21 protein-coding genes are annotated in these 17,734 nt (G+C 75.2%); 4 read left to right on the top strand and 17 right to left on the bottom strand.

Annotated elements, in window-relative coordinates:
* Nucleotides 1-6: 6 nt before the first annotated feature.
* Complete coding sequence (locus ACN27B_RS23250; protein WP_422746047.1) at nucleotides 7-1,278, bottom strand: cupin domain-containing protein; 1,272 nt, start codon at nucleotides 1,276-1,278, stop codon at nucleotides 7-9.
* Nucleotides 1,279-1,287: 9 nt separating this feature from the next.
* Nucleotides 1,288-1,590, bottom strand: coding sequence for a hypothetical protein (locus ACN27B_RS23245; protein ID WP_091575306.1), 303 nt, complete (start codon nucleotides 1,588-1,590; stop codon nucleotides 1,288-1,290).
* A 187-nt stretch (nucleotides 1,591-1,777) separates the two neighbouring features.
* On the opposite strand from ACN27B_RS23245, the gene ACN27B_RS23240 reads away from it, so the two are divergent.
* Both ACN27B_RS23240 and ACN27B_RS23235 read left to right on the top strand, forming a co-directional pair.
* The gene (locus ACN27B_RS23240; protein ID WP_099161258.1) at nucleotides 1,778-2,521 is read left to right on the top strand and encodes a PIG-L deacetylase family protein; all 744 of its coding nucleotides are present in this window, start codon (nucleotides 1,778-1,780) and stop codon (nucleotides 2,519-2,521) included.
* A 9-nt stretch (nucleotides 2,522-2,530) separates the two neighbouring features.
* Nucleotides 2,531-3,340 (top strand): DUF72 domain-containing protein, encoded by an 810-nt coding sequence (locus ACN27B_RS23235; RefSeq protein ID WP_422741520.1) that lies wholly within the window; start codon nucleotides 2,531-2,533, stop codon nucleotides 3,338-3,340.
* Here ACN27B_RS23235 and ACN27B_RS23230 read toward each other — a convergent pair.
* The 10 genes from ACN27B_RS23230 to ACN27B_RS23185 all read right to left on the bottom strand — a co-directional run bounded on the left by ACN27B_RS23230 (nucleotide 3,325) and on the right by ACN27B_RS23185 (nucleotide 9,313).
* Entirely contained in the window at nucleotides 3,325-3,753 is a 429-nt protein-coding gene (locus tag ACN27B_RS23230) for a DUF2267 domain-containing protein (protein ID WP_091575313.1), read from the bottom strand. The genes ACN27B_RS23235 and ACN27B_RS23230 overlap by 16 nt on opposite strands.
* A gap of 5 nt (nucleotides 3,754-3,758) precedes the next feature.
* The gene (locus tag ACN27B_RS23225; RefSeq protein WP_091575315.1) at nucleotides 3,759-3,941 is read right to left on the bottom strand and encodes a hypothetical protein; all 183 of its coding nucleotides are present in this window, start codon (nucleotides 3,939-3,941) and stop codon (nucleotides 3,759-3,761) included.
* Between the two features lie 105 nt (nucleotides 3,942-4,046).
* Nucleotides 4,047-4,916: a DUF72 domain-containing protein gene (locus ACN27B_RS23220; protein ID WP_099161260.1), complete on the bottom strand. Its 870-nt coding sequence runs from the start codon at nucleotides 4,914-4,916 to the stop codon at nucleotides 4,047-4,049.
* A gap of 29 nt (nucleotides 4,917-4,945) precedes the next feature.
* Nucleotides 4,946-5,344: a TraR/DksA family transcriptional regulator gene (locus ACN27B_RS23215; protein ID WP_099161261.1), complete on the bottom strand. Its 399-nt coding sequence runs from the start codon at nucleotides 5,342-5,344 to the stop codon at nucleotides 4,946-4,948.
* A gap of 181 nt (nucleotides 5,345-5,525) precedes the next feature.
* Entirely contained in the window at nucleotides 5,526-6,155 is a 630-nt protein-coding gene (locus tag ACN27B_RS23210; protein WP_099161262.1) for a uridine kinase, read from the bottom strand.
* 94 nt (nucleotides 6,156-6,249) lie between these two features.
* Nucleotides 6,250-6,858 (bottom strand): winged helix-turn-helix domain-containing protein, encoded by a 609-nt coding sequence (locus ACN27B_RS23205; RefSeq protein WP_099161263.1) that lies wholly within the window; start codon nucleotides 6,856-6,858, stop codon nucleotides 6,250-6,252.
* Nucleotides 6,859-7,148: 290 nt separating this feature from the next.
* Nucleotides 7,149-7,769 carry a winged helix-turn-helix domain-containing protein gene (locus tag ACN27B_RS23200; RefSeq protein ID WP_422741519.1) on the bottom strand — a complete coding sequence of 207 codons (621 nt, stop codon included), beginning with the start codon at nucleotides 7,767-7,769 and terminating at the stop codon, nucleotides 7,149-7,151.
* A 52-nt stretch (nucleotides 7,770-7,821) separates the two neighbouring features.
* The gene (locus ACN27B_RS23195) at nucleotides 7,822-8,313 is read right to left on the bottom strand and encodes a rhodanese-like domain-containing protein (RefSeq protein WP_099164610.1); all 492 of its coding nucleotides are present in this window, start codon (nucleotides 8,311-8,313) and stop codon (nucleotides 7,822-7,824) included.
* Between the two features lie 47 nt (nucleotides 8,314-8,360).
* Nucleotides 8,361-8,813 carry a cysteine dioxygenase gene (locus ACN27B_RS23190; RefSeq protein ID WP_099161265.1) on the bottom strand — a complete coding sequence of 151 codons (453 nt, stop codon included), beginning with the start codon at nucleotides 8,811-8,813 and terminating at the stop codon, nucleotides 8,361-8,363.
* A gap of 122 nt (nucleotides 8,814-8,935) precedes the next feature.
* Nucleotides 8,936-9,313 carry a signal peptidase I gene (locus ACN27B_RS23185; RefSeq protein WP_091575331.1) on the bottom strand — a complete coding sequence of 126 codons (378 nt, stop codon included), beginning with the start codon at nucleotides 9,311-9,313 and terminating at the stop codon, nucleotides 8,936-8,938.
* A 111-nt stretch (nucleotides 9,314-9,424) separates the two neighbouring features.
* Between ACN27B_RS23185 and ACN27B_RS23180 the strand changes: the two genes are divergently transcribed.
* Entirely contained in the window at nucleotides 9,425-9,814 is a 390-nt protein-coding gene (locus ACN27B_RS23180) for an ankyrin repeat domain-containing protein (protein WP_422741518.1), read from the top strand.
* Between the two features lie 69 nt (nucleotides 9,815-9,883).
* Nucleotides 9,884-10,840, top strand: a complete 957-nt coding sequence (locus ACN27B_RS23175; protein ID WP_422746045.1) for a DUF3500 domain-containing protein — start codon at nucleotides 9,884-9,886, stop codon at nucleotides 10,838-10,840.
* On the opposite strand, the gene ACN27B_RS23170 is transcribed toward ACN27B_RS23175, so the two are convergent.
* From ACN27B_RS23170 to ACN27B_RS23150, 5 genes are all read right to left on the bottom strand, one after another.
* On the bottom strand, nucleotides 10,818-11,576 hold the full coding sequence (locus ACN27B_RS23170) for a class I SAM-dependent methyltransferase (protein WP_422741517.1): 759 nt from the start codon (nucleotides 11,574-11,576) through the stop codon (nucleotides 10,818-10,820). The genes ACN27B_RS23175 and ACN27B_RS23170 overlap by 23 nt on opposite strands.
* Nucleotides 11,577-12,025: 449 nt before the next feature.
* The gene (locus tag ACN27B_RS23165; protein ID WP_099161271.1) at nucleotides 12,026-12,532 is read right to left on the bottom strand and encodes a DUF2231 domain-containing protein; all 507 of its coding nucleotides are present in this window, start codon (nucleotides 12,530-12,532) and stop codon (nucleotides 12,026-12,028) included.
* 76 nt (nucleotides 12,533-12,608) lie between these two features.
* Complete coding sequence (locus ACN27B_RS23160) at nucleotides 12,609-13,325, bottom strand: GAF and ANTAR domain-containing protein (protein ID WP_172967990.1); 717 nt, start codon at nucleotides 13,323-13,325, stop codon at nucleotides 12,609-12,611.
* A gap of 208 nt (nucleotides 13,326-13,533) precedes the next feature.
* Nucleotides 13,534-15,828: an accessory Sec system translocase SecA2 gene (secA2, locus tag ACN27B_RS23155; RefSeq protein WP_099161273.1), complete on the bottom strand. Its 2,295-nt coding sequence runs from the start codon at nucleotides 15,826-15,828 to the stop codon at nucleotides 13,534-13,536.
* A gap of 111 nt (nucleotides 15,829-15,939) precedes the next feature.
* Nucleotides 15,940-17,688, bottom strand: a complete 1,749-nt coding sequence (locus ACN27B_RS23150; RefSeq protein ID WP_355520547.1) for an ABC transporter ATP-binding protein — start codon at nucleotides 17,686-17,688, stop codon at nucleotides 15,940-15,942.
* Nucleotides 17,689-17,734 lie beyond the last annotated feature (46 nt).

Below are 17,734 nucleotides of genomic sequence, written 5' to 3'. Positions count from 1 at the left end.
CCGTGGTCAGGCGGGGACCAGCACCGCCTCCTTGAGCAGCCGGCGGGTCAGGGTCAGCCGGTCCGCGTCGTCGTCGAGACCGGGCAGGTCGCCGACCCGGGTCACCTCGCCGGCCAGCAGCGCGCGCAGCGCCGCCTCGCACGTGCCGGGCAGCGTGAGCGTCCGGTCGAACAGGCGCAGGACGACCGTCCCGTCGCCGGTCGGGGTGAGCTGCCAGCGCAGCCCGGCCCGGATCGCCACCCGGCTGTCCGGGGCCAGCCGCGTCAGCGCCTCGGCCTGCGCGAGGGGGCGGATCGGCGCCGGCCGGGCGCCCGGCCAGACCCGGGCCCGCAGGCGCGCGGCCACCGCCGCCGGGTCGGCGCGCAGCAGCCAGTCGCGCAGCGCCTCGACGGTCTCGGTCAGTTCCGGTTCGATCGCGTCCGGGTCGGCCAGGTCGAGCCCGAACGGCAGGCCGGCGCGCAGCCGGGCGTCCTCGGCGGCCAGGCCGAGCAGTTCCTCCACCACGGCGTACCGGGTCAGTGCCCGGATGCCCACGGTCAGGTGCAACGAGCTGGACTCCTGCGCCTGCGCGCTGTGCAGCCAGCCGCGCGGCAGGTAGAGCGCGTCGCCCGGCTCCAGCACCACGTCCAGCGCGGGCCGGCCGTCGGCGGTGGCGGCGACCTCGTCGGCCCGGCCGCCCCACGGCTGACGCTCCAGCGGGTCGACCAGCACGGGCGGGTGGATCCGCCAGTGCTTGCGCCCGTCGACCTGAAGCACGAAGACGTCGTGGGTGTCGTAGTGGGTGGCGAAGCCCTGACTGCCGGCCGGGGTCAGGTAGGCGTTGACCTGCAACGGCTGCGTCAGCGCGGCGCCCAGGTCGCGGGTGAAGTCGACGAGCGCCGGCCAGGTGCGGTGCAGGCCCTGGAGCACCAGGGTGGCGCCGTCGGCGTAGAGCGCCAGGACCTTCTCGTCGAGCACCTGGTCGCCGATCTCGGCGCCGGCGCCACCACCACCGGTGTACCGCGCCGCCGGCACGAGCTGGCCGTCCTTGGCCACCCGCAGGAACGGGGTACGCAGACCGCGCCGGCTGAGCAGGTCGTCGGCGTCGGCCGGGCTCAGCAGGTCGGTGAAGCCGTGCGGGTTGGGCAGCTCGGCGGCCCGGGACAGCAGCGGGCTGCGCCCCCAGTGGTCGGCGGCGAACTTGGCCGGCTCGACGGACACGCAGCGCGCCAGCGCCTCGACGGCGGAGAGCGGAACCGCCGGGCGGCCGTGGCCACCCGGCGGGTCGACGTACGTCATGGTCATGCGTCAGGCGCTGCCGTCGGCGCCGCCGTCGTGCTGGCCGGGGGTCGCGCCGCCGTCGGCCGGGCCCTCCGCACCGCCGTCCGCGCCACCGTCGTGCTGACCCGGGGTCGCGCCGCCGTCGGCCGGGCCCTCCGCACCGCCGTCCGCGCCACCGTCGTGCTGACCCGGGGTGGCACCGCCGTCGGCCGGGCCCTCCGCGCCGCCGTCCGCGCCACCGTCGTGCTGACCCGGGGTGGCACCGCCGTCGGCCGGGCCTTCCAGGCCGCCGCCGCCGCTGGTCTGGATGTCGTCGTCGTTCAATGCCATGGGTGCTCCCTCGGTGTGCCGCCCCGCGCGTTCCGGGGTCCGTGTGCAGCGGGTGGTACCCCACGCCCGATCTTCTCTAACCACACGGTAGACGCCCGGACCCGGCCGCACGGACGGTTCGCGCCGGTAGGCGGCCGACGCCGGCGGGTGCCAGGATGGCGGGAGGAGACGCGCGAGGAGGTACGAGGTGGCGCAGCCGGAACCGCTCACGCCGCTGACCGAGGACTGGCAGCGGGCGCTGGCCGTGGTGGCGCACCCGGACGACCTGGAGTTCGGCGCCGCCGCGGCGGTCGCCCGGTGGACCGGGCAGGGCAAGGAGGTCGTCTACTGCCTGCTCACCAGCGGTGAGGCGGGCATCGACGGGATGGCCCCGGAGCGCAGCCGGGTGCTGCGCGAGGAGGAGCAGCGCGCCTCGGCCGCCGTGGTGGGGGTGTCCGCCGTCGAGTTCCTCGGCCTGCCCGACGGGCTGCTGGAATACGGCGTCCCGCTGCGCCGGGCGATCGCCGGGGCGGTCCGCCGGCACCGGCCGGACGTGGTGCTCACCAACAACTTCCGGGAGACCTGGGACGGGGCGTACGCGCTGAACCAGGCCGACCACATCGCCTGCGGCCGGGCCACGCTGGACGCGGTCCGCGACGCCGGCAACCGGTGGATCTTCCCGGAGCAGCTCACCGACGGCACGCAGCCGTGGTCGCGGGTACGCGAGGTGTGGGCGGCCGGGTCGCCGGTGGCGCGACACGGGGTGGACGTGACGGACACCTTCGCGCGCGGGGTGGACTCCCTGCGGGCGCACGGGGCGTACCTGAGCGGGCTCGGTGACGGCGGCTTCGACGCCGAGGAGTTCCTGGAGGGGATGGCCCGCCCGGCGGGAACCCGGCTCGGCGTGCGCTACGGCGCGTCGTTCGAGGTGTTCCAGATCAATCTTCAGTAGGGCACGGCGGTGATCCTGGTCGGCACGTCCGGCTGGCAGTACCGGGACTGGCGGGAGCGGTTCTATCCCGCCGGCGTGCCACAACGACGCTGGTTGGAGCACTTCGCCGCGGAGTTCGCCACGGTGGAGGTGAACAACGCCTTCTACCGGCTGCCGGAGCGGGACACGTTCGTCGCGTGGCGCGAGCGCACGCCCGGCGACTTCTGCGTGGCGGTGAAGATGAGCCGCTACCTGACCCACGTGAAGCGGCTGCGCGATCCGGCCGAGCCGGTGGCCCGGTTCCTCGACCGGGCGTCCGGTCTGGGCGACCGGCTGGGGCCGGTGCTGGTGCAGCTCCCGCCGACGCTGCGCGCCGACCCGGCGGCGCTGGCGGAGGTGCTGCGGCGGTTCCCGACCGACGTGCGGGTGGCGGTGGAGCCCCGGCACCCCTCGTGGTGGACCGACGAGACCCGGCGGGTGCTGGAGCGCCACCGGGCGGCGCTGGTCTGGGCGGACCGGCTGAGCCGACCGATCACCCCACGGTGGCGCACCACCGACTTCGGCTACCTGCGGCTGCACGAGGGGCGGGCGCGGCCCTGGCCCCGCTACGGCCGGGACGCCCTGGCCGGCTGGGTGCGCCGGCTGGCCGCCACGTTCGGCGACGGCGTGCCGGCGTACGTCTACCTCAACAACGACCCGGGCGGCGCGGCGATCGTCGACACGGTCGCGTTCGCCGGGCTGGCCCGGCGGGCCGGGCTGCCGGTCTCCCGCACGCCGCCGGCCCGCCCCGCCGAGGGGGCGGGACGGGCCGGCGACGGGTCGGGTCAGGGAATGAGCTGATCCAGGCCCCGCGGCATGGTCGACTTCACGTCCTGCCACTCCCCCTGCGTGACGTGCCGGCGCAGCGTGTCCAGCACGACCTGGACCACCCGCTGGGCGCCGCCCTCGACGTCGTACGGGAAGCCCTGGCGGACCTCGTAGAGGAAGTCGTCGCGGTTGAGCTTGATCGGCACGTCCTGCGGTTGCCAGCCGTCGAAGTAGATGCCGCGCACCAGCACCGGCAGCTGCTGGGCGAACTCGGCGCTCTCCTGCACCGGCAACCGGTCGCGCAGCAGGTGCAGCACCGTGCGCAGCGCCGCGTAGGACTGGTTGCGCCGCTCCGGCGGCCAGCCGTACGCCGACTCGATCTCCTTGAGGATCACGTTCGTCTTGTCCAGTGAGGACTCGAACGCGGACACCAACTGCTCCGCCATCTGTCTCACCCCCGTACGTCGGTCTCCCAGCGGCGGTCGTCGGCGCGCCGGGGTGGCCCGCTGGGACCCCGCCACAGCCGGGTCGGACTGAACCGGCCGGGCCGTTCGCCCCGCCGCGGCGCGTCGGAGTTGCCGACCACGTGCAGTACGCCACCGCGGCGTCGGTCCGCCACCACCCGTACCGTCATGACCCACCTCCTCGTCGCGGCGCCTCCACCGGCGGCGGAGGAGCACACGTCCATGCTGCGCGGCGGGTGGGTGAGGTGTCCTCACCCGGACCGGGTGAGACGCGCTCAGCCGTCGAGCAGGTCGGCGAGGGTGGCGGCGTTGCGTTGCGCGTGGTCGCGGTAACAGTTGTTCATCAACACGTGCGTCTGGTCCGCCTGCCCGGCCAGTTCGCGCAGCTTCGGCGCCCAGTCGCGCAGCTCGCGGTCGGAGTAGTCGTAGCCGAACTTCTCGTGGATGTCCTTGCTGGTCCACTTGTCGCTGTGCCCGTGGAACCGGACCACCGCGAGGTCCGCGGTGGCGGCCAGCACCGGGGGTACGGACGACCGGTGGCCCTGCGGCATGTCCACACAGACCAGCGGCAGGTCGTGCGCGCGCAGGAAGTCCAGCGTCTCCCGGGCGTTGTCGCCGTCGAACCAGGAGGCGTGCCGGAACTCGACGACCGGCCGCAGCGGGGCGCAGCGCCGCGCCACCTCCAGCAGGTACTGCTTGTTGTCCCGCTTGATGGTGAACCAGGGCGGGAACTGGAACAGCAGCGCGCCCAGCTTGCCGGCGTCGACCAGCGGGTCGAGCGCCGACAGGAACCGCGTCCAGACCTCCTCGTACGCCTGCGCCGGCAGGTCGTCCGGGTAGACGTTGCGCTTGTCCGTGTCCGGCCGCAGGTCCTTGTAGAGCGCGGACACCCGGGTCGGGTGGCCGGTCAGCAGGCTGAACGCCTTGACGTTGAAGGTGAAGCCGGGCGGGGTGCGCTCCGCCCAGAGCCGCGCGGTCCGCTCGGCCGGCGGCGCGTAGTAGGTGGCGTCCACCTCGACCAGCGGGAACCGGCGGGCGTAGTAGGACAGCCGCTTCTCCGGCGTGTCGGCGCTCGCCGGGTACCAGCCGGAGTCGAGCAGGGTCCGGTCGGTCCAGGAGGCGGTGCCCACCTTGATCTCACCCATGGGACCGACCGGTGACCCGGGCGGGCGGCTCAGGCCGCCCGACGCTCCCGGTTCTGCTTGCAGGCCACGCAGGAGGTGGCGGACGGGAAGATCTCCAGCCGCTCCACCGGGATCGGCGCGGTGCAGCCCTCGCAGAAGCCGTAGGTGCCCTCGTCGAGCCGGGTCAGCGCGTGCTCGAACTGCGCGCGCCGCTCCAGGATGGTGCGCAGCAACGACTGCGCGGTGTCCCGCTCGGCGGTCTTGGTGCCGCTGTCGGCCTGGTCGTCGCCGGCGGTGTCGCCGACCTCGACCAGCCGCAGCACCTGGCTCTGCATCACGGCCTGGTCGTACTCCGCGGTCAGCTCGTCGTACCGCGACCGCAGGGACTGCCGGATCTGGTCGACCTCCGCCTGGGAGCGGCCCGTGGCTGTCGTGTCGTGGACGAGCATCGCTGCCTGCCTTTCCTGCGGCCTCATACCGGTCCTCCGGCGGCGGGCGCCGGAGGACCAGGTCCGAATGTGGATGCGCGGGCGAGATCACCCGTGCTCTGTGAGCCGGGCGATTACCCGGCCCCCCGAGCGGCCAAACCGGAGATTTCCTGTCTCTTTCCGGTGAGTTGCGGGCGGCCGGTCAGGCGGCCTCCACGAGGGCCGGACGGCGGGGGTCGTCGACGCGCACGACCACGTCGGCGAAGGAGGCCGGGTCGACCTCGTCGGCGTAGCGGGCGAACGCCGGCAGCGTCCAGCGCAGCGCGGGCTCGGTGCGTCGCGCCAGCGCCGCCGGCGAGAGCTCCAGGTGCACGGCCAGGTCGAACGGCAACGCGCCACCGAGCAGCAGCGCGCCGCTGACCAGCACGACGCCGCCGGGCGGCAGGGCCCGGTAGGTGGCCCGGCTGGCCCGGTCGGCGTCGGCGTCCCAGAGCGAGGGCAGCAGCCGCCCGGACCCACCCGGCCCGGCCGGATCGAGCACCTCCCGGCGCAGCCCGGGCTCGTCGAGCCAGCCCTCGTAGTAGGCGTCCGGGTTGGTGCGCCCGTGCTCCAGGCGGGTCGAGGCGGGGCGGAGGAAGTCGGCGGCCCGTACGTGCAGCGCCGGCCGCCCGGCGGCGCGCAGCGGGTCGACGAGGGCGGCGGCGAGGGCGTCCGGCCCGGCGGCCGGTGGGCCGTCGACGGCCACCCGCAGCCGGCCGGGCGTCTCGGTGCGGGCGAGACGCCCGGCCAGCTCGGCGACGAGCCGGTCGGGGCTGATCGGGCGGACGCGCATCCGACCACTATGCCCACCTGGGCGGGCGGGTCACCACGCCGGTCGCGTCCGGGCGGTCGGGGCTCCGTCCGGTGGGCGCTCGGCCGGTGGCGCCTCAGCCGGTGCGGTCGATGGTGACCCGGGCGTCGTCGGCGAGCCGGTAGCCGACGCCGTAGACGGTGGTGACCAGCGGGACGTCCACGCCGACCTTGCCGCGCAGCCGGCGCACGTGCACGTCGACGGTGCGGACGCCGGCGTGCTCGTAGCCCCAGACCGCGTTGAGCAGCTGCAGCCGGGTGAACACCCGGCGCGGGTGGGCGACCAGGTGCAGCAGCAGGTCGAACTCCAGGCGGGTCAGCGGCAGCGGTTCGCCGTCGCGCAGCACCGACCGGGACGAGGCCAGGATGTGCAGGGTCGGGATGGTCGGGGCGAGCGGGCGCGTCGGGCCGCGGCCGGACGGCACCGGGTCGGGTCGGCGCTCCGCCGGGACCGAGCCGGCGCTGATCACCGCGTCCCCGCGTTCGAGCATCTCGCGGGCGGCGTCGAGGAGCCGGCGGGCGGCCGGGGTGAGCGACTCCTCGCAGGCCAGCGGGATGTTCAGGGTGACGGTGAGCACGGGCGCGGCGGTGTTGGCGGGACGACGCTGGCCGCCGGGTGGACGGCCGGGGACCGCGGGTTGGGACGTATGCCATCCGGCGCGCGACGAGGCGGGGCTGACCGACATGGTCCTCCTTGGCTGGTCCGGGTATCTCCCCACGGCCCGGGACGCCGCTTCATCGATGCTTCCCGGCGCCTGTGCGAGGGTCAAGGGGCGGCTGCGTTGCATGAATGTGACAATTGACGAACACATCGGAGCCGGGTGCTCGCTCTGCGTACGAGGCCCGTTGATTACAGCAGAGCGCCGAAAACGGGCGGTACGGGGGGTCCCCGACCGGTTCACAATGGCGGATGCGATCGAAACGTGAACGCGGCGCACCCGGGTTCCGGGTGCGCCGCGTGCCGGCCGGCGACGGGTCAGGCGTCCCGGTCCACCTCGATCGGAGCGTCGTCGGCGAGCCGGTAGCCGACGCCGTACACGGTGGTCACCAGCGGCGTGTCCGGCCCGAATTTCGCGCGCAGCCGACGCACGTGGACGTCGACGGTGCGCGCCACCGCGTGCTCGTAACCCCAGACGTTGGCGAGCAGTTGCCGCCGGGTGAACACCCGACGCGGATGCTCGGCGAGGAACAGCAGCAGGTCGTACTCGATCCGGGTGAGCGCGACCTCGACGTCGCCGTGCCGGACCCGGCGGGTGCCGGTGAGCATGCGCACCCCGCCCGGGCCGCCGGGCGGCGCGGCCGGCGGCGGCCCGGGCGGCGGCGGCTCGGCCGGCGGCGGCTCGGCCGGCGAGGCGGCGACACGGCGCAGGTCGAGCACGGCCCGTGCGGCCCAGTGCTCGTCCGGGCGCACCAGGCCCTCGCCGGAGGCGGCGAGTTCGTCCAGCAGGTCGACCAGCCGGGCCAGGCCGGGCGTCAACGGGCCGGCGCCCAGGTCGAGGGTGACGGTCAGGGTCGGTGCGGTGCGCGGCCGGGGTGGCAGCGCCCGGTCGGTACGGCCCGGTCGGGCCGGACGGGTGTTGAGGGCGACGACGGACATGGGGGCCTCCTGTGCGGGCGGTCGCCCCGCCCCGCCGGGTGCGGCGGGACGGTCAGCGGAGCGCCCGGCCGGCGGTGACCGGGGGCGCGGTGGACGAGGGTCGGGGCGGCGGGGTGGGGCCGAGGGTGGGCAGGCCGGCGATGCGCCAGGCGGCGAAGCCGCCGACCACGTCGGTGGCGTGGCGCAGGCCGATCTCCTGGAGCGCTGCGGCGGCCAACGACGAGGTGTAGCCCTCCTGGCAGAGGACGACCACCGGCACGTCGTAGCCGACGGCCTCGGGCAGCCGGGCGGCGCAGCGTGGGTCGAAGCGCCACTCCAGGACGTTGCGTTCGACGGCGAGCGCGCCGGGCACGGTGCCGTGCGCGGCCCGCTGGCCGGTCGGCCGGATGTCGACCAGCAGCGCGCCGGCCCGGTAGGCCAGGTGGGCCTGCTCGGGATCGAGACGGCGCAGGCGGGACCGGGCGGCGGCGAGGATCTCGTCGATGCCCCGGGAGCCCGGCGGCGGGACCGGACAGCTCTCGGTGCGGATGGGGGTGTGCGCCATCGTGGCGTCCTTCCGTTCGGCGGGGTTCACGGGCGGGGGCGGGGGGTTCACCAGGCGACGCCGGCCTCGGCCACCTCGGCGACCCTGAGCCGCCCGGCGACGAGGTGGTAGCGGGTCATCCGGCTCAGCGCGGGCCGGTAGACGTGCACGCTGACCGCGGGCTGGTCGCCCCGGTTGGTGACCTGGTGCACGTGCCGCACGCCGAACCGCCGTCCGGCGCCCGCGGCGAGCCGGTGCGGGCGCAGCCGCCCAACGCTGACCGTCTCCTCCGTGAGCACGCCGGCGACGACCCGGAAGGCGCCGGCCGATCCGCCGTGGTCGTGCAGGTCGGTGCCCTGCCCGGGCAGCCAGCTCAGCGCCCAGACCTCGTACGCCTCCGCGGCGTGCAGCCGGGCGTACCACCGTTGCGACCGGTCGAAGCGCAGGGCGACCGGCCAGGCGGTCGGGTCGGCCCAGCGTGCGGCGACGGTCAGCAGGTCGGTCGGGTCGGTGCTGGTCATCGGCGGGACGTCCTCACGGTGCGGAGCGGCGCGTGCCTCCACACCTTAGACGGTAAACCCTATAGGTTTAGTAGGTATTACCACATGCTGGGACACTGGATGCCCGCCCGGACCCGACCGCCTCAGCGCAGCACGGGCGGGTCCACCCGGTAGCCCGGCACCGAGGGCCAGCGCACGGTGAGCACTGTCGACTCGCGCTCGGCGTACCAGGAGTGGTCCACGCCCCGCCCCCACACCACGTAGTCGCCCGGCGTGCGCAGCACCACCGTGCGGTCCGGCAGCTCGATCCGGAACGCGCCGCTGACCAGCACCAGCAGCGCGGTACGCCGCTCGCCGGTGGCCCACCGGGACCGGGTCTCCCCCGCCGGGTGCACGCCCCACTTCACCTCGACCTCGGTGCTGTGCCGCACGTCGCCCACCGGCTTGAAGTGGCCCAGCAACCAGCCCGCGTCGGTCGCGCCGTCGCGCGCCGCGTTGCCCACGTACACCCGATCGTCCATGCCCGCCTCCCGTGCCCGGCCGGGCAAGCTTCCAGCCAGGCCCCGCCCCGACGCTCGCCCGGCTGGGCAAGCTACCAGGCGGGACCGGCCCCGACGCCATAACCTGGGCGGGTGCCCGACGAACTGGACGCCGAGACCGTCGCCTTCGCTTACCGGATGTTCGACCTGGCCCGCGCCGGGGCGACCGAGGAACTGGCGGCCAACGTGGACGCGGGGCTGCCGGTCAACCTCACCAACGCCAAGGGCGACACGCTGCTGATCCTCGCCGCCTACCATGCCCACCCGGAGACCGTGGCCGCGCTGCTCGCCCGCGGCGCCGACCCGGCCCGGGCCAACGACCGCGGGCAGACCGCGCTGGCCGCGGCGGTGTTCCGGCAGAACGCGGCGGCGGTCCGGGCACTGCTCGACGCCGGCGCCGACCCGGACCACGGTGGCCCGTCGGCGGTCGAGACCGCCCGGTTCTTCGAGCTGCCGGAGATGCTGGCGCTGCTCGGCCGCTGACGCCACCGGCCCGCACCCGGCCACGTGGGACGGTATACAGGGGCGGTGGAGGATCCCGTACCCGAGCAGATGCGCGCGGCGGCCGTGGCGCTGCTGGCCGCGCTCGCCGAGCCGGCCCGTCGGCGCGCCCGGCACGACTTCGACGACGACCCGGCCCGACGGTGGCTGGAGTACCGGCCCCGGCCCCGCCCCGGCGTCCCGGTCGCCGACCTCGACGTCCCGGCCCGCAAGGCCGCCCACCGGCTGCTCGCCACCGCGCTCAGCCCCGCCGCGTACGCCCAGGCCATGGCCGTGATGGCCCTCGAAGAGGTGCTGGACCGGGCGGAGGGGTGGCGGCGCGGGCGGCACAGCGGCGACTACTGGGTGGCGGTCTTCGGCGACCCGGCGCGCGACGACCGCTGGGCGTGGCGGTTCGAGGGGCACCACCTGTCGGTGAGCATGACCGTCGCCGACGACCAGGTCTCCCCCGCTCCGGTCTTCCTCGGCGCCAACCCGGCCACCGTCCGGCACGCCGGCCGCCCGGTCTCCCGGCCCCTGGGTCCGGAGGAGGACCTGGCCCGCGAGCTGCTCGACGCGCTCGGCCCCGGCGGGCGGGCCGCCGCGGTGATCGCCGAGGAGGCGCCGGCCGACATCATCAGCGCCACCCGGGCCACCGCGCCCGGTCGACTCGACCCGCTCGGCGTGCCCCGGGGACGGCTCGGCCCGACCGGACGGGCGCTGCTCGACGGGCTGGTCGCGCTCTACCTCGACCGGCTCCCCCCGGAGCTGGCCGCGCGCGAGGCGGACCGGCTGCACGGCGGCGAGCTGCACTTCGCCTGGGCCGGCGCGGTCGAGCCGGGCCGGCGGCACTACTACCGGGTGCAGGGCGACGACCTGCTGATCGAGTACGACAACACCACCGACGACGGCAACCACGCGCACACGGTGCTGCGCCGACCGGCCGGCGACTTCGGCGCGGACGTGCTGGCCGCGCACCACGCCGCCGCGCACCAGGCCGGGTCGGTCAGGGACGACGCGCCTCGATGAGGAACCGCCGGGCGTGGGCGACGAACGGGCCCTCGGCGCGGATCCGCTCGTCCAGCCGGCGCAGCTGGGCCCGGTAGCGGTCGACCGTGAAGCCGGGCACCGTCCAGACCACCTTGCGCAGGAACCAGACCACCGCGCCGATGTCGTGGAAGACGGTACGCAGCGTCGCCTCGCGCAGGTCCACCACGGTCAGCCCGGCGGCCCGCGCGTCGGCCACCGCCGCCTGCGGGTGGCGGTGCTCCGGCGGCGGCAGCGGCCCGAGGATCGCCTCGCTGAGTTCCCGGACCGTGCCGGGGCCGATCTGCTGGGACAGGTAGGCGCCGCCCGGGCGCAACACCCGGGCCACCTCGTCCCACCAGGTGTGCACCGGGTGCCGACTGACCACCAGGTCGAACGCGGCGTCGCGGAACGGCAGCGGCGGCCGGTCGGCCACCCGCACCACGGACGCGCCGAGCGGGCGCAGGTTGCGCCGCGCGACCGGAACGTTCGGCGGCCAGGCCTCGGTCGCGACCAGCAGCGGTGGCGGCGTCGGCACCTCGGCCAGCACCTCACCGCCCCCGGTGTCGACGTCCAGGGCGGCCTCGACGGTCGCCAGCCGTGCCCCGACGAGGCGGGCGTAGCCCCACGGCGGGCGCTCCTCGGTCGCCCGCCCGGCCAGCCAGGAGAAGCCCCACCCCTCGACCGGCGTGGCGTCGGCCTCGGCAACCAGCTCGTCGAACCCGCGATCGGTGACCATGGGCCGAGCGTGCCGCCGTGCGGCGGCGGACGGCAACGCGATTTCCGTGCCCCGGGCCCGGGTGCGCGGGGTACGCGGCGCGGGGTGCGCGCCGCCCCTGGCGCGGAGTGCAAGGTGCCTGCGGCGCGGAGTGCGGCCGCGCACGAGCGCGCGGGTGCCGACCGCGCGGTCACCGGGCGTGACGGCTCCGGCAAGACAACCTGCCCGGAGCGCGTTATGCCTCCTGGTCATATTTATGACCAGGAGGCATAACGGTTTCACCTTGCCTGCCCCGCCTGCCGCGACACGCCCGGCGCCCCCCACTGGAACACGGCGGCCGGGGGACGGTCAGGACGGTCGGGGCCGGGCGATCTCGACGATCACGCCGTGGACACCGTCGAAGGCGCCCAACCGGGCCGGCTCGGCGGCGCGGCGAGGGCTACCACCGGAACACGGCAGGCAGGAGACGGTCAGAACGGTCGGGGCCGGGCGATCTCGACGGTCGCGCCGTGGACACCGTCGAAGGCGTCCAACCGGGCCGGCTCGGCGGCGCGGCCCCGGTCGGTCTGCTGGATCAGCCGCGCGCCCAGGCCCACGCCGACCGCGCCCACGGCCAGCGCGACCAACTCGGTCGCGAGCTGGCCGCCGGTCGCGCCCCGCTGCGGCGCGTGCGCCCGGATCAGGCAGGTGAGCAGGAACAGCGCCGCCATCACGGCGTTGACCAGGTTGAACGTGACGGCGGTCCGGTTCGCGCGACCGATCCGCACGTCCCACAGGTCGACGAGTCCGGCGACCGTGGCGAGCCCGGCCGCGACCAGCGCGGCCACCGCCGTCCAGTAGCCCACCTCGCCGAGGAAGGCCGGGCCGCCGGCGACGTCCGCCAGGTCGAACACGGCGGCGCTGACGAAGAGCCCGAACGGGAACGTCACCAGCATCGGTTGGATGGGGTGCCCCTGCACCCTCAGTCGGCTCTCCATCGCGTCCTCCCCAGGTCGGCGCAGCTCACCAGTCCAGGGTGCTACCCGACGCCCTCGGGAGCGAAACGACTGTCGTTCAGTTGTCGCGGGGCCGGGAGACGGTGAGCACGAGCCGCTCGGCCACCTCGCGCAGCGGGATGTCCAACGAGGAGGCGGCGCTGCGGAGCACGTCCAGCGCCTCCGGGGCGGGGCAGCCGCGCTGCGTCATGATCACGCCGACGGCCTGCCCGACCACTCCCTCGGCCAGCAGCGCGCCGTCGAGCTGACCGGCCCGGGCGGTGGCCCGTTCCCGGTCACGCACGGCAGCCAGCAGCAGACCGGCGTGCTCGGCGAGCAGCATCGCGGTGAGCTGGTGCCGGGGGGTGAGCGTCCCGGGCGAGTCGGCGTACAGGTTGATCGCGCCGATCACCTGCTCGTCGACGTCGACCGGGGCGGAGATCACGCCGTGCACGCCGAGCGCGTCGGCCCGCGCGCACCAGGCCGGCCAGCGTTCCTCCCCGGTCAGCTCGGCCGCGATGATCATCTCGCGCCGGCGCACCGCGGTCAGGGCCGGCGTGTCCGGGCCGTGCCGCAGGTCGTCCAGCTCGCCCCGGCGCGGGTCGGAGGCGGCCACCCCAGCCGGCTCCCCGGCACGCAGCGCGGTGAACCCGCAGCTGTCGACGCCGGGCACGGCATCGCGGGCGATCCGCACCAGGCGGTCCAGCGCCTCGTCGAAGTCGGCGACGCCGATCAGGCCGGCGGTCAGCTCACGCAGCAGCGCGGCGGTCTCCAGCACACCCAGGTTGTCGGTCATGGCGTGGCGCATCTCGACGTTCACCGGACCACGGCCCCCACCGCCCCCGCGTTCGTCCACGCGGTGTCCCCGTCCGGCGCCGTTGCCTGGTCCATGTCCGTCCTCTCTCTGGCCGAGCCTCGGCCTACTACCCTCGCAGACCGGGATCGAAACCGCGCAAAAGGGCCCCTTCCGGCGCGTACCGGCCGGAGGGGGCCCCGAGCGTGGGTCAGCGGGACCCGGAGATGAGGCGCCGGCCCACCGACGCGATCAGCCGGTCCAGCTCCGAGCCGAACGGGTTGTCGTGCACCAGGTAGGTCCAGGTCGCGGTCGGCCGCACCAGCTTCGACGCGTCCGGCTCCCAGCCCTCGTCGAACTCCGTCTCCTCGAACGTGGCGACGGTCCGCGTCTCGATCTCGGGCATCAGCGCGTTGAACGCCGGCACCGCGCTGCGGTGGAACTCGTCGAGCGGGTCGAGGCGGCCCAGCGCCCGCAGGTGCACCCCCTCCCGCACCTCGGACAGCTCGGCCAGGTGCTCGGCCCAGAGCCGGTCGAGGTGGTAGAGGGCGATCTTGCGGGCCACGTCGGCGAGCAGGTCCTCGTCCATCTCGCCGGCCTTCTCCGGTACCCGCTCCAGCAGCATCAACGCGGCGATGTCACTGGTCAGCAGGCGCTCCCGCCGCTCGGCCAGGGCCTTGCGCTGCTGCTCGATCACATGGCTGTAGCGCCAGGTGTTGCGGTGGATCTCGTGGTTGACGCCCTCCGCGACCCGCTGGGCGTGCTCGACCGCGTAGTCGACCTGCGGATCGGTGACCAGGCCGTCGGCGTTCATCCGGGGCGACGCCGGGACGGTGTCGCCGGCGTGCCGCGCGACCAGGTCGTCCTCCAGGCTGACGAAGAAGACCGACCCACCCGGGTCGCCCTGCCGGCCGGCCCGGCCGCGCAGCTGGTCATCGACCCGGCGGCTGTCGTGCCGGCCGCTGCCGATCACGTACAGACCGCCCAGCTCGGCCACCCGCTCCCGGTCGGACTGGTCGCTGCCGCCGAGCCGGATGTCCACGCCCCGGCCGGCCATCTGGGTCGAGACCGTGACCGCGCCGTGGGCGCCGGCCTCGGCGATGATGCCGGCCTCCTCGTCGTCGTTCTTGGCGTTGAGCACCACGCACGGCACCCCGGCGGCGTTCAGCGCGGCGGCCAGCCCCTCGGACTCCTTGACGTCGAGCGTGCCGACCAGCACCGGCCGCCCGGCCTGGTGGCAGCGGGTGATCTCGTCGACCAGCGCCTCCTCCTTCTCGGCGCGGGTGGCGTAGATCCGGTCCGGCTCGTCCTCGCGCACGCAGGGGGTGTTCGGCGGGATCACCGCCACCTCCAGGCCGAAGAACTCGCGGAGCTGGTCGCCGACGAGCACCGCGGTCGCGGTCATCCCGCAGACCGTCGGGTAGAGCGCGATGTACGCCTGCACGGTGACCGTGCCCAGCACCTCGCCCTCGGCGGTGGCGTCCAGCCCCTCCTTCGCCTCGACCGCCGCCTGCAACCCGTCGGGCCAGCGGCGGCGCTGGGCTACCCGCCCGCGCATCTCGTCGATCAGCTCGACCGAGTCGTCCCGGACGATGTAGTCGACGTCGCGGTGCAGCAGGGCGTGCGCGTGCAGCGCCACGTTCACCGCGGAGAGCTGCCCGACGTGCTCCTCGTCGTACAGGTCGATGCCGCCGAGCTTGGCCTCGACGGTGGCCAGGCCGACCGAGGTGAAGGCGACGCTGCGGCCGTCCTCGGCGACCGTGTAGTGCTTGCCCTTGCGCAGGCCCCGCACCAGCGCGGCGGCGGCGTGCACCGGGTCCTGCTCGCCGGGGACCGCGCCGGCGAGCACCATCGGCACCCGGGCCTCGTCGATCAGGATCGAGTCGGCCTCGTCGACGATCGCGGTCTTCAGCGCCGGCTGCACCCGGTCGGCCAGGTCGGTGGCGAGCTGGTCGCGCAGGTAGTCGAAACCGGCCTCACTGACCGCGACGTAGGTGACGTCGCAGGCGTACGCGGCGCGCCGCTCCTGCGGGGTGGACGCCTCGTTGACCCATCCGACGGTGAGCCCGAGCAGGGTGTAGACCGGCTCCATCCACTCGGCGTCTCGGCGGGCCAGGTAGTCGTTGACGGTGAGCACGTGCACCGGGCCGTTGCCCAGCCGGACGTGCCCGTACGCGGCGACGGTCGCGGTCAGCGTCTTGCCCTCACCGGTGGCCATCTCGGCGACCTTGCCGGAGAGCAGCGCCATCGCGCCGAGCAGCTGCACGTCGTACGGGCGCTGGTCGAGCCCGCGTCGGGCCGCCTCACGGCCGATCGCGCAGATCTCCTCGTACTTCTCGGCCTGCCCGGCCGCCTCGGTCAGCTCGGCGTCGGAGAGCTGCTCCAGCTCGGCCTCGCGGGCCTCGATCGCCGGCAGCAGCTTCTCCAGCGGCGCCAGGTCGACAGTCGTCCCGGGGCGCTGGAGGAACCGGCGGAACCTGGTCTTCAACCGTTGCGACACACCCATGAGCCGCAACGGTACGCGAACCGCAGCCGATTGTGACCCCCGCCCGGCGCCGCCGCCACGCCGTGTCCGGATTTCGGCCCGTCACCCCAGGTCAGGCGCGCGGTGGGCGGATCAGGCCACCAGAAGCTGGTGGGTGGCCAACTCCCGGTAGAGCGGGCTGGCGGTGGTCAGCTCGTCGTGCGTGCCGACGGCCACCACCCGGCCGCCGTCGAGCACCACGATCTGGTCGGCGTCGACCACGGTCGACAGGCGGTGCGCCACGATCAGCAGGGTCCGCCGCACCGCCACCGCGTCGATCGCCCGGCGCAGCGCCGCCTCGTTGCGCGCGTCGAGATTGCTCGTCGGTTCGTCGAGCAGCAGCACCGGCGGCCCGGCCAGCAGCGCCCGGGCGATGGCCAGCCGCTGCCGTTCCCCGCCGGAGAGCAGCACGCCGCCCTCACCGACCTGGACGTCCAGCCCGTCGGCGGTCCGGTCGGCCAGGTGACCCAGGTTGACCTCGTCCAGCACGCCGCGCAGCCGGTCGTCGGTGGCGTCGGGCGCGGTGATCAGGAGGTTGTCCCGCAGCGTGCCGGCGAGCACCGGCGCCTCCTGCTCGACGTAGCCGAGCCGGGCGCGCAGCGCGTCGCGGGGCAGCTCCCGCACGTCCACGCCGTCCAGGCGCACCGCGCCCTCGCCCACCTCGTAGAAGCGTTCGACGAGCGCCAGCAGGGTGGACTTGCCGGCGCCGGACGGGCCGACGAGCGCGGTGCGGCTGCCGGCGGGCACGGTGAAGCTCACCTCGCGCAGCACCGGCGGGCCGCCGGGATAGCCGAAACCGACCCGGTCGAACTCGACCCGGGCGGGAACGCCGGCGGGCGGCACGGTCACGGCGGCCGACGGCCGGTCGTCGACCCGCTCGTCCCCGACGGTGAGGATCTCCTCGATCCGGGCCAGCGCGCCCAGCCCGCTCTGCAGCTGCGTGTAGGCGTGCACCGCCTGGCCCAGCGGCAGCACCAGGAAGAACAGGAACATCACGAAGGCGACCAGGTCGCCCACGCTGATCGCCCCGGCCGCCACCCGGGCCCCGCCCACGGCCAGCACCAGCAGGAAGGCGCCCTGCACGGTGACCGTGCTGGCCGGCCCGACCACCGCCTGGGCCCGGGCCACCCGCAGACCGGCGTCGTACGCCGCGGTCGCGCTGGTCACCACGGTGGCGGTCTCCCGGCCCTCGGCCCGGCTGGCCCGGATGGTCCGCGCCGCGGAGATCGCCCGCTCGACGGCCGAGGTCATCTCCCCGACGCGTTCCTGGGCGCGGCGGGCCAGGCCCCGCACCCGGCGGGCGACGGTGACCGCGAAGCCCACGCCGACCGCGACCGCGGCCAGCGTCACCCCGAACAGCAGCGGGTCCAGCAGCAGCATCGCGGTGCCGGCGCCGACCACCATCACCGCGCCGGTGACGGTCTCGAACAGGCCGGACGTCACCACCGCCCGCAGCAGCGTGGTGTCGGCGCCGACCCGCGACAGCAGGTCGCCGGTGCGGCGCCGGTCGTACTCGACGATCGGCAGGCGCAGCAGGTGCCCGGCCAGGCGTCGGCGGACCCCCAGCACGAGCCCCTCGCCGGTGCGTTGCAGCAGGTAGTCGCGGAGTCCACCGAGCAGCGCGCCGGCCACCACCAGGACGACCAACGCGACCACCAGCGCGCCGGCCGGCCGGTCGGCGGTGATCCGGTCCAGCACGGCGCGGGTGAGCAGCGGCTGGGCCAGCGCGGCGGCGGCGCCGGAGAGCGACAGCGCGCCCACCGCGACGAGGGTGCCGCGGTGGGCGCGCAGGTAGGGCAGCAACGCGGCGAGCCCCGGCGTCGGGCCGGCTTCGACGGTCATGCCCGAACGGTAGCCGGACGCCGCACCGGGACGGCCGCGGGCGCAC

This window comes from Micromonospora sp. WMMD754 (genome assembly GCF_049315235.1).
Lineage (GTDB): Bacteria > Actinomycetota > Actinomycetes > Mycobacteriales > Micromonosporaceae > Micromonospora > Micromonospora sediminicola.
The sequence above is the reverse complement of the archived record's forward strand: the minus strand, read 5'-3'. Positions and strand labels throughout refer to the sequence as shown.

What these genes read in the sequence shown, in the direction of transcription:
- ACN27B_RS23175 (WP_422746045.1), top strand. Translation starts at nt 9,884, where the DNA reads ATGCGCGCGGCGGCCGTGGCGCTGCTGGCCGCGCTCGCCGAGCCGGCC.
- ACN27B_RS23160 (WP_172967990.1), bottom strand. Translation starts at nt 13,325, where the DNA reads ATGACCGACAACCTGGGTGTGCTGGAGACCGCCGCGCTGCTGCGTGAG.
- ACN27B_RS23230 (WP_091575313.1), bottom strand. Translation starts at nt 3,753, where the DNA reads ATGGCGGAGCAGTTGGTGTCCGCGTTCGAGTCCTCACTGGACAAGACG.
- ACN27B_RS23245 (WP_091575306.1), bottom strand. Translation starts at nt 1,590, where the DNA reads ATGGCATTGAACGACGACGACATCCAGACCAGCGGCGGCGGCGGCCTG.
- ACN27B_RS23170 (WP_422741517.1), bottom strand. Translation starts at nt 11,576, where the DNA reads ATGGTCACCGATCGCGGGTTCGACGAGCTGGTTGCCGAGGCCGACGCC.
- secA2 (WP_099161273.1), bottom strand. Translation starts at nt 15,828, where the DNA reads ATGGGTGTGTCGCAACGGTTGAAGACCAGGTTCCGCCGGTTCCTCCAG.
- ACN27B_RS23250 (WP_422746047.1), bottom strand. Translation starts at nt 1,278, where the DNA reads ATGACGTACGTCGACCCGCCGGGTGGCCACGGCCGCCCGGCGGTTCCG.
- ACN27B_RS23190 (WP_099161265.1), bottom strand. Translation starts at nt 8,813, where the DNA reads ATGACCAGCACCGACCCGACCGACCTGCTGACCGTCGCCGCACGCTGG.
- ACN27B_RS23165 (WP_099161271.1), bottom strand. Translation starts at nt 12,532, where the DNA reads ATGGAGAGCCGACTGAGGGTGCAGGGGCACCCCATCCAACCGATGCTG.
- ACN27B_RS23205 (WP_099161263.1), bottom strand. Translation starts at nt 6,858, where the DNA reads ATGTCGGTCAGCCCCGCCTCGTCGCGCGCCGGATGGCATACGTCCCAA.
- ACN27B_RS23220 (WP_099161260.1), bottom strand. Translation starts at nt 4,916, where the DNA reads ATGGGTGAGATCAAGGTGGGCACCGCCTCCTGGACCGACCGGACCCTG.
- ACN27B_RS23200 (WP_422741519.1), bottom strand. Translation starts at nt 7,769, where the DNA reads ATGTCCGTCGTCGCCCTCAACACCCGTCCGGCCCGACCGGGCCGTACC.
- ACN27B_RS23215 (WP_099161261.1), bottom strand. Translation starts at nt 5,344, where the DNA reads ATGCTCGTCCACGACACGACAGCCACGGGCCGCTCCCAGGCGGAGGTC.
- ACN27B_RS23150 (WP_355520547.1), bottom strand. Translation starts at nt 17,688, where the DNA reads ATGACCGTCGAAGCCGGCCCGACGCCGGGGCTCGCCGCGTTGCTGCCC.
- ACN27B_RS23225 (WP_091575315.1), bottom strand. Translation starts at nt 3,941, where the DNA reads ATGACGGTACGGGTGGTGGCGGACCGACGCCGCGGTGGCGTACTGCAC.
- ACN27B_RS23195 (WP_099164610.1), bottom strand. Translation starts at nt 8,313, where the DNA reads ATGGCGCACACCCCCATCCGCACCGAGAGCTGTCCGGTCCCGCCGCCG.
- ACN27B_RS23185 (WP_091575331.1), bottom strand. Translation starts at nt 9,313, where the DNA reads ATGGACGATCGGGTGTACGTGGGCAACGCGGCGCGCGACGGCGCGACC.
- ACN27B_RS23210 (WP_099161262.1), bottom strand. Translation starts at nt 6,155, where the DNA reads ATGCGCGTCCGCCCGATCAGCCCCGACCGGCTCGTCGCCGAGCTGGCC.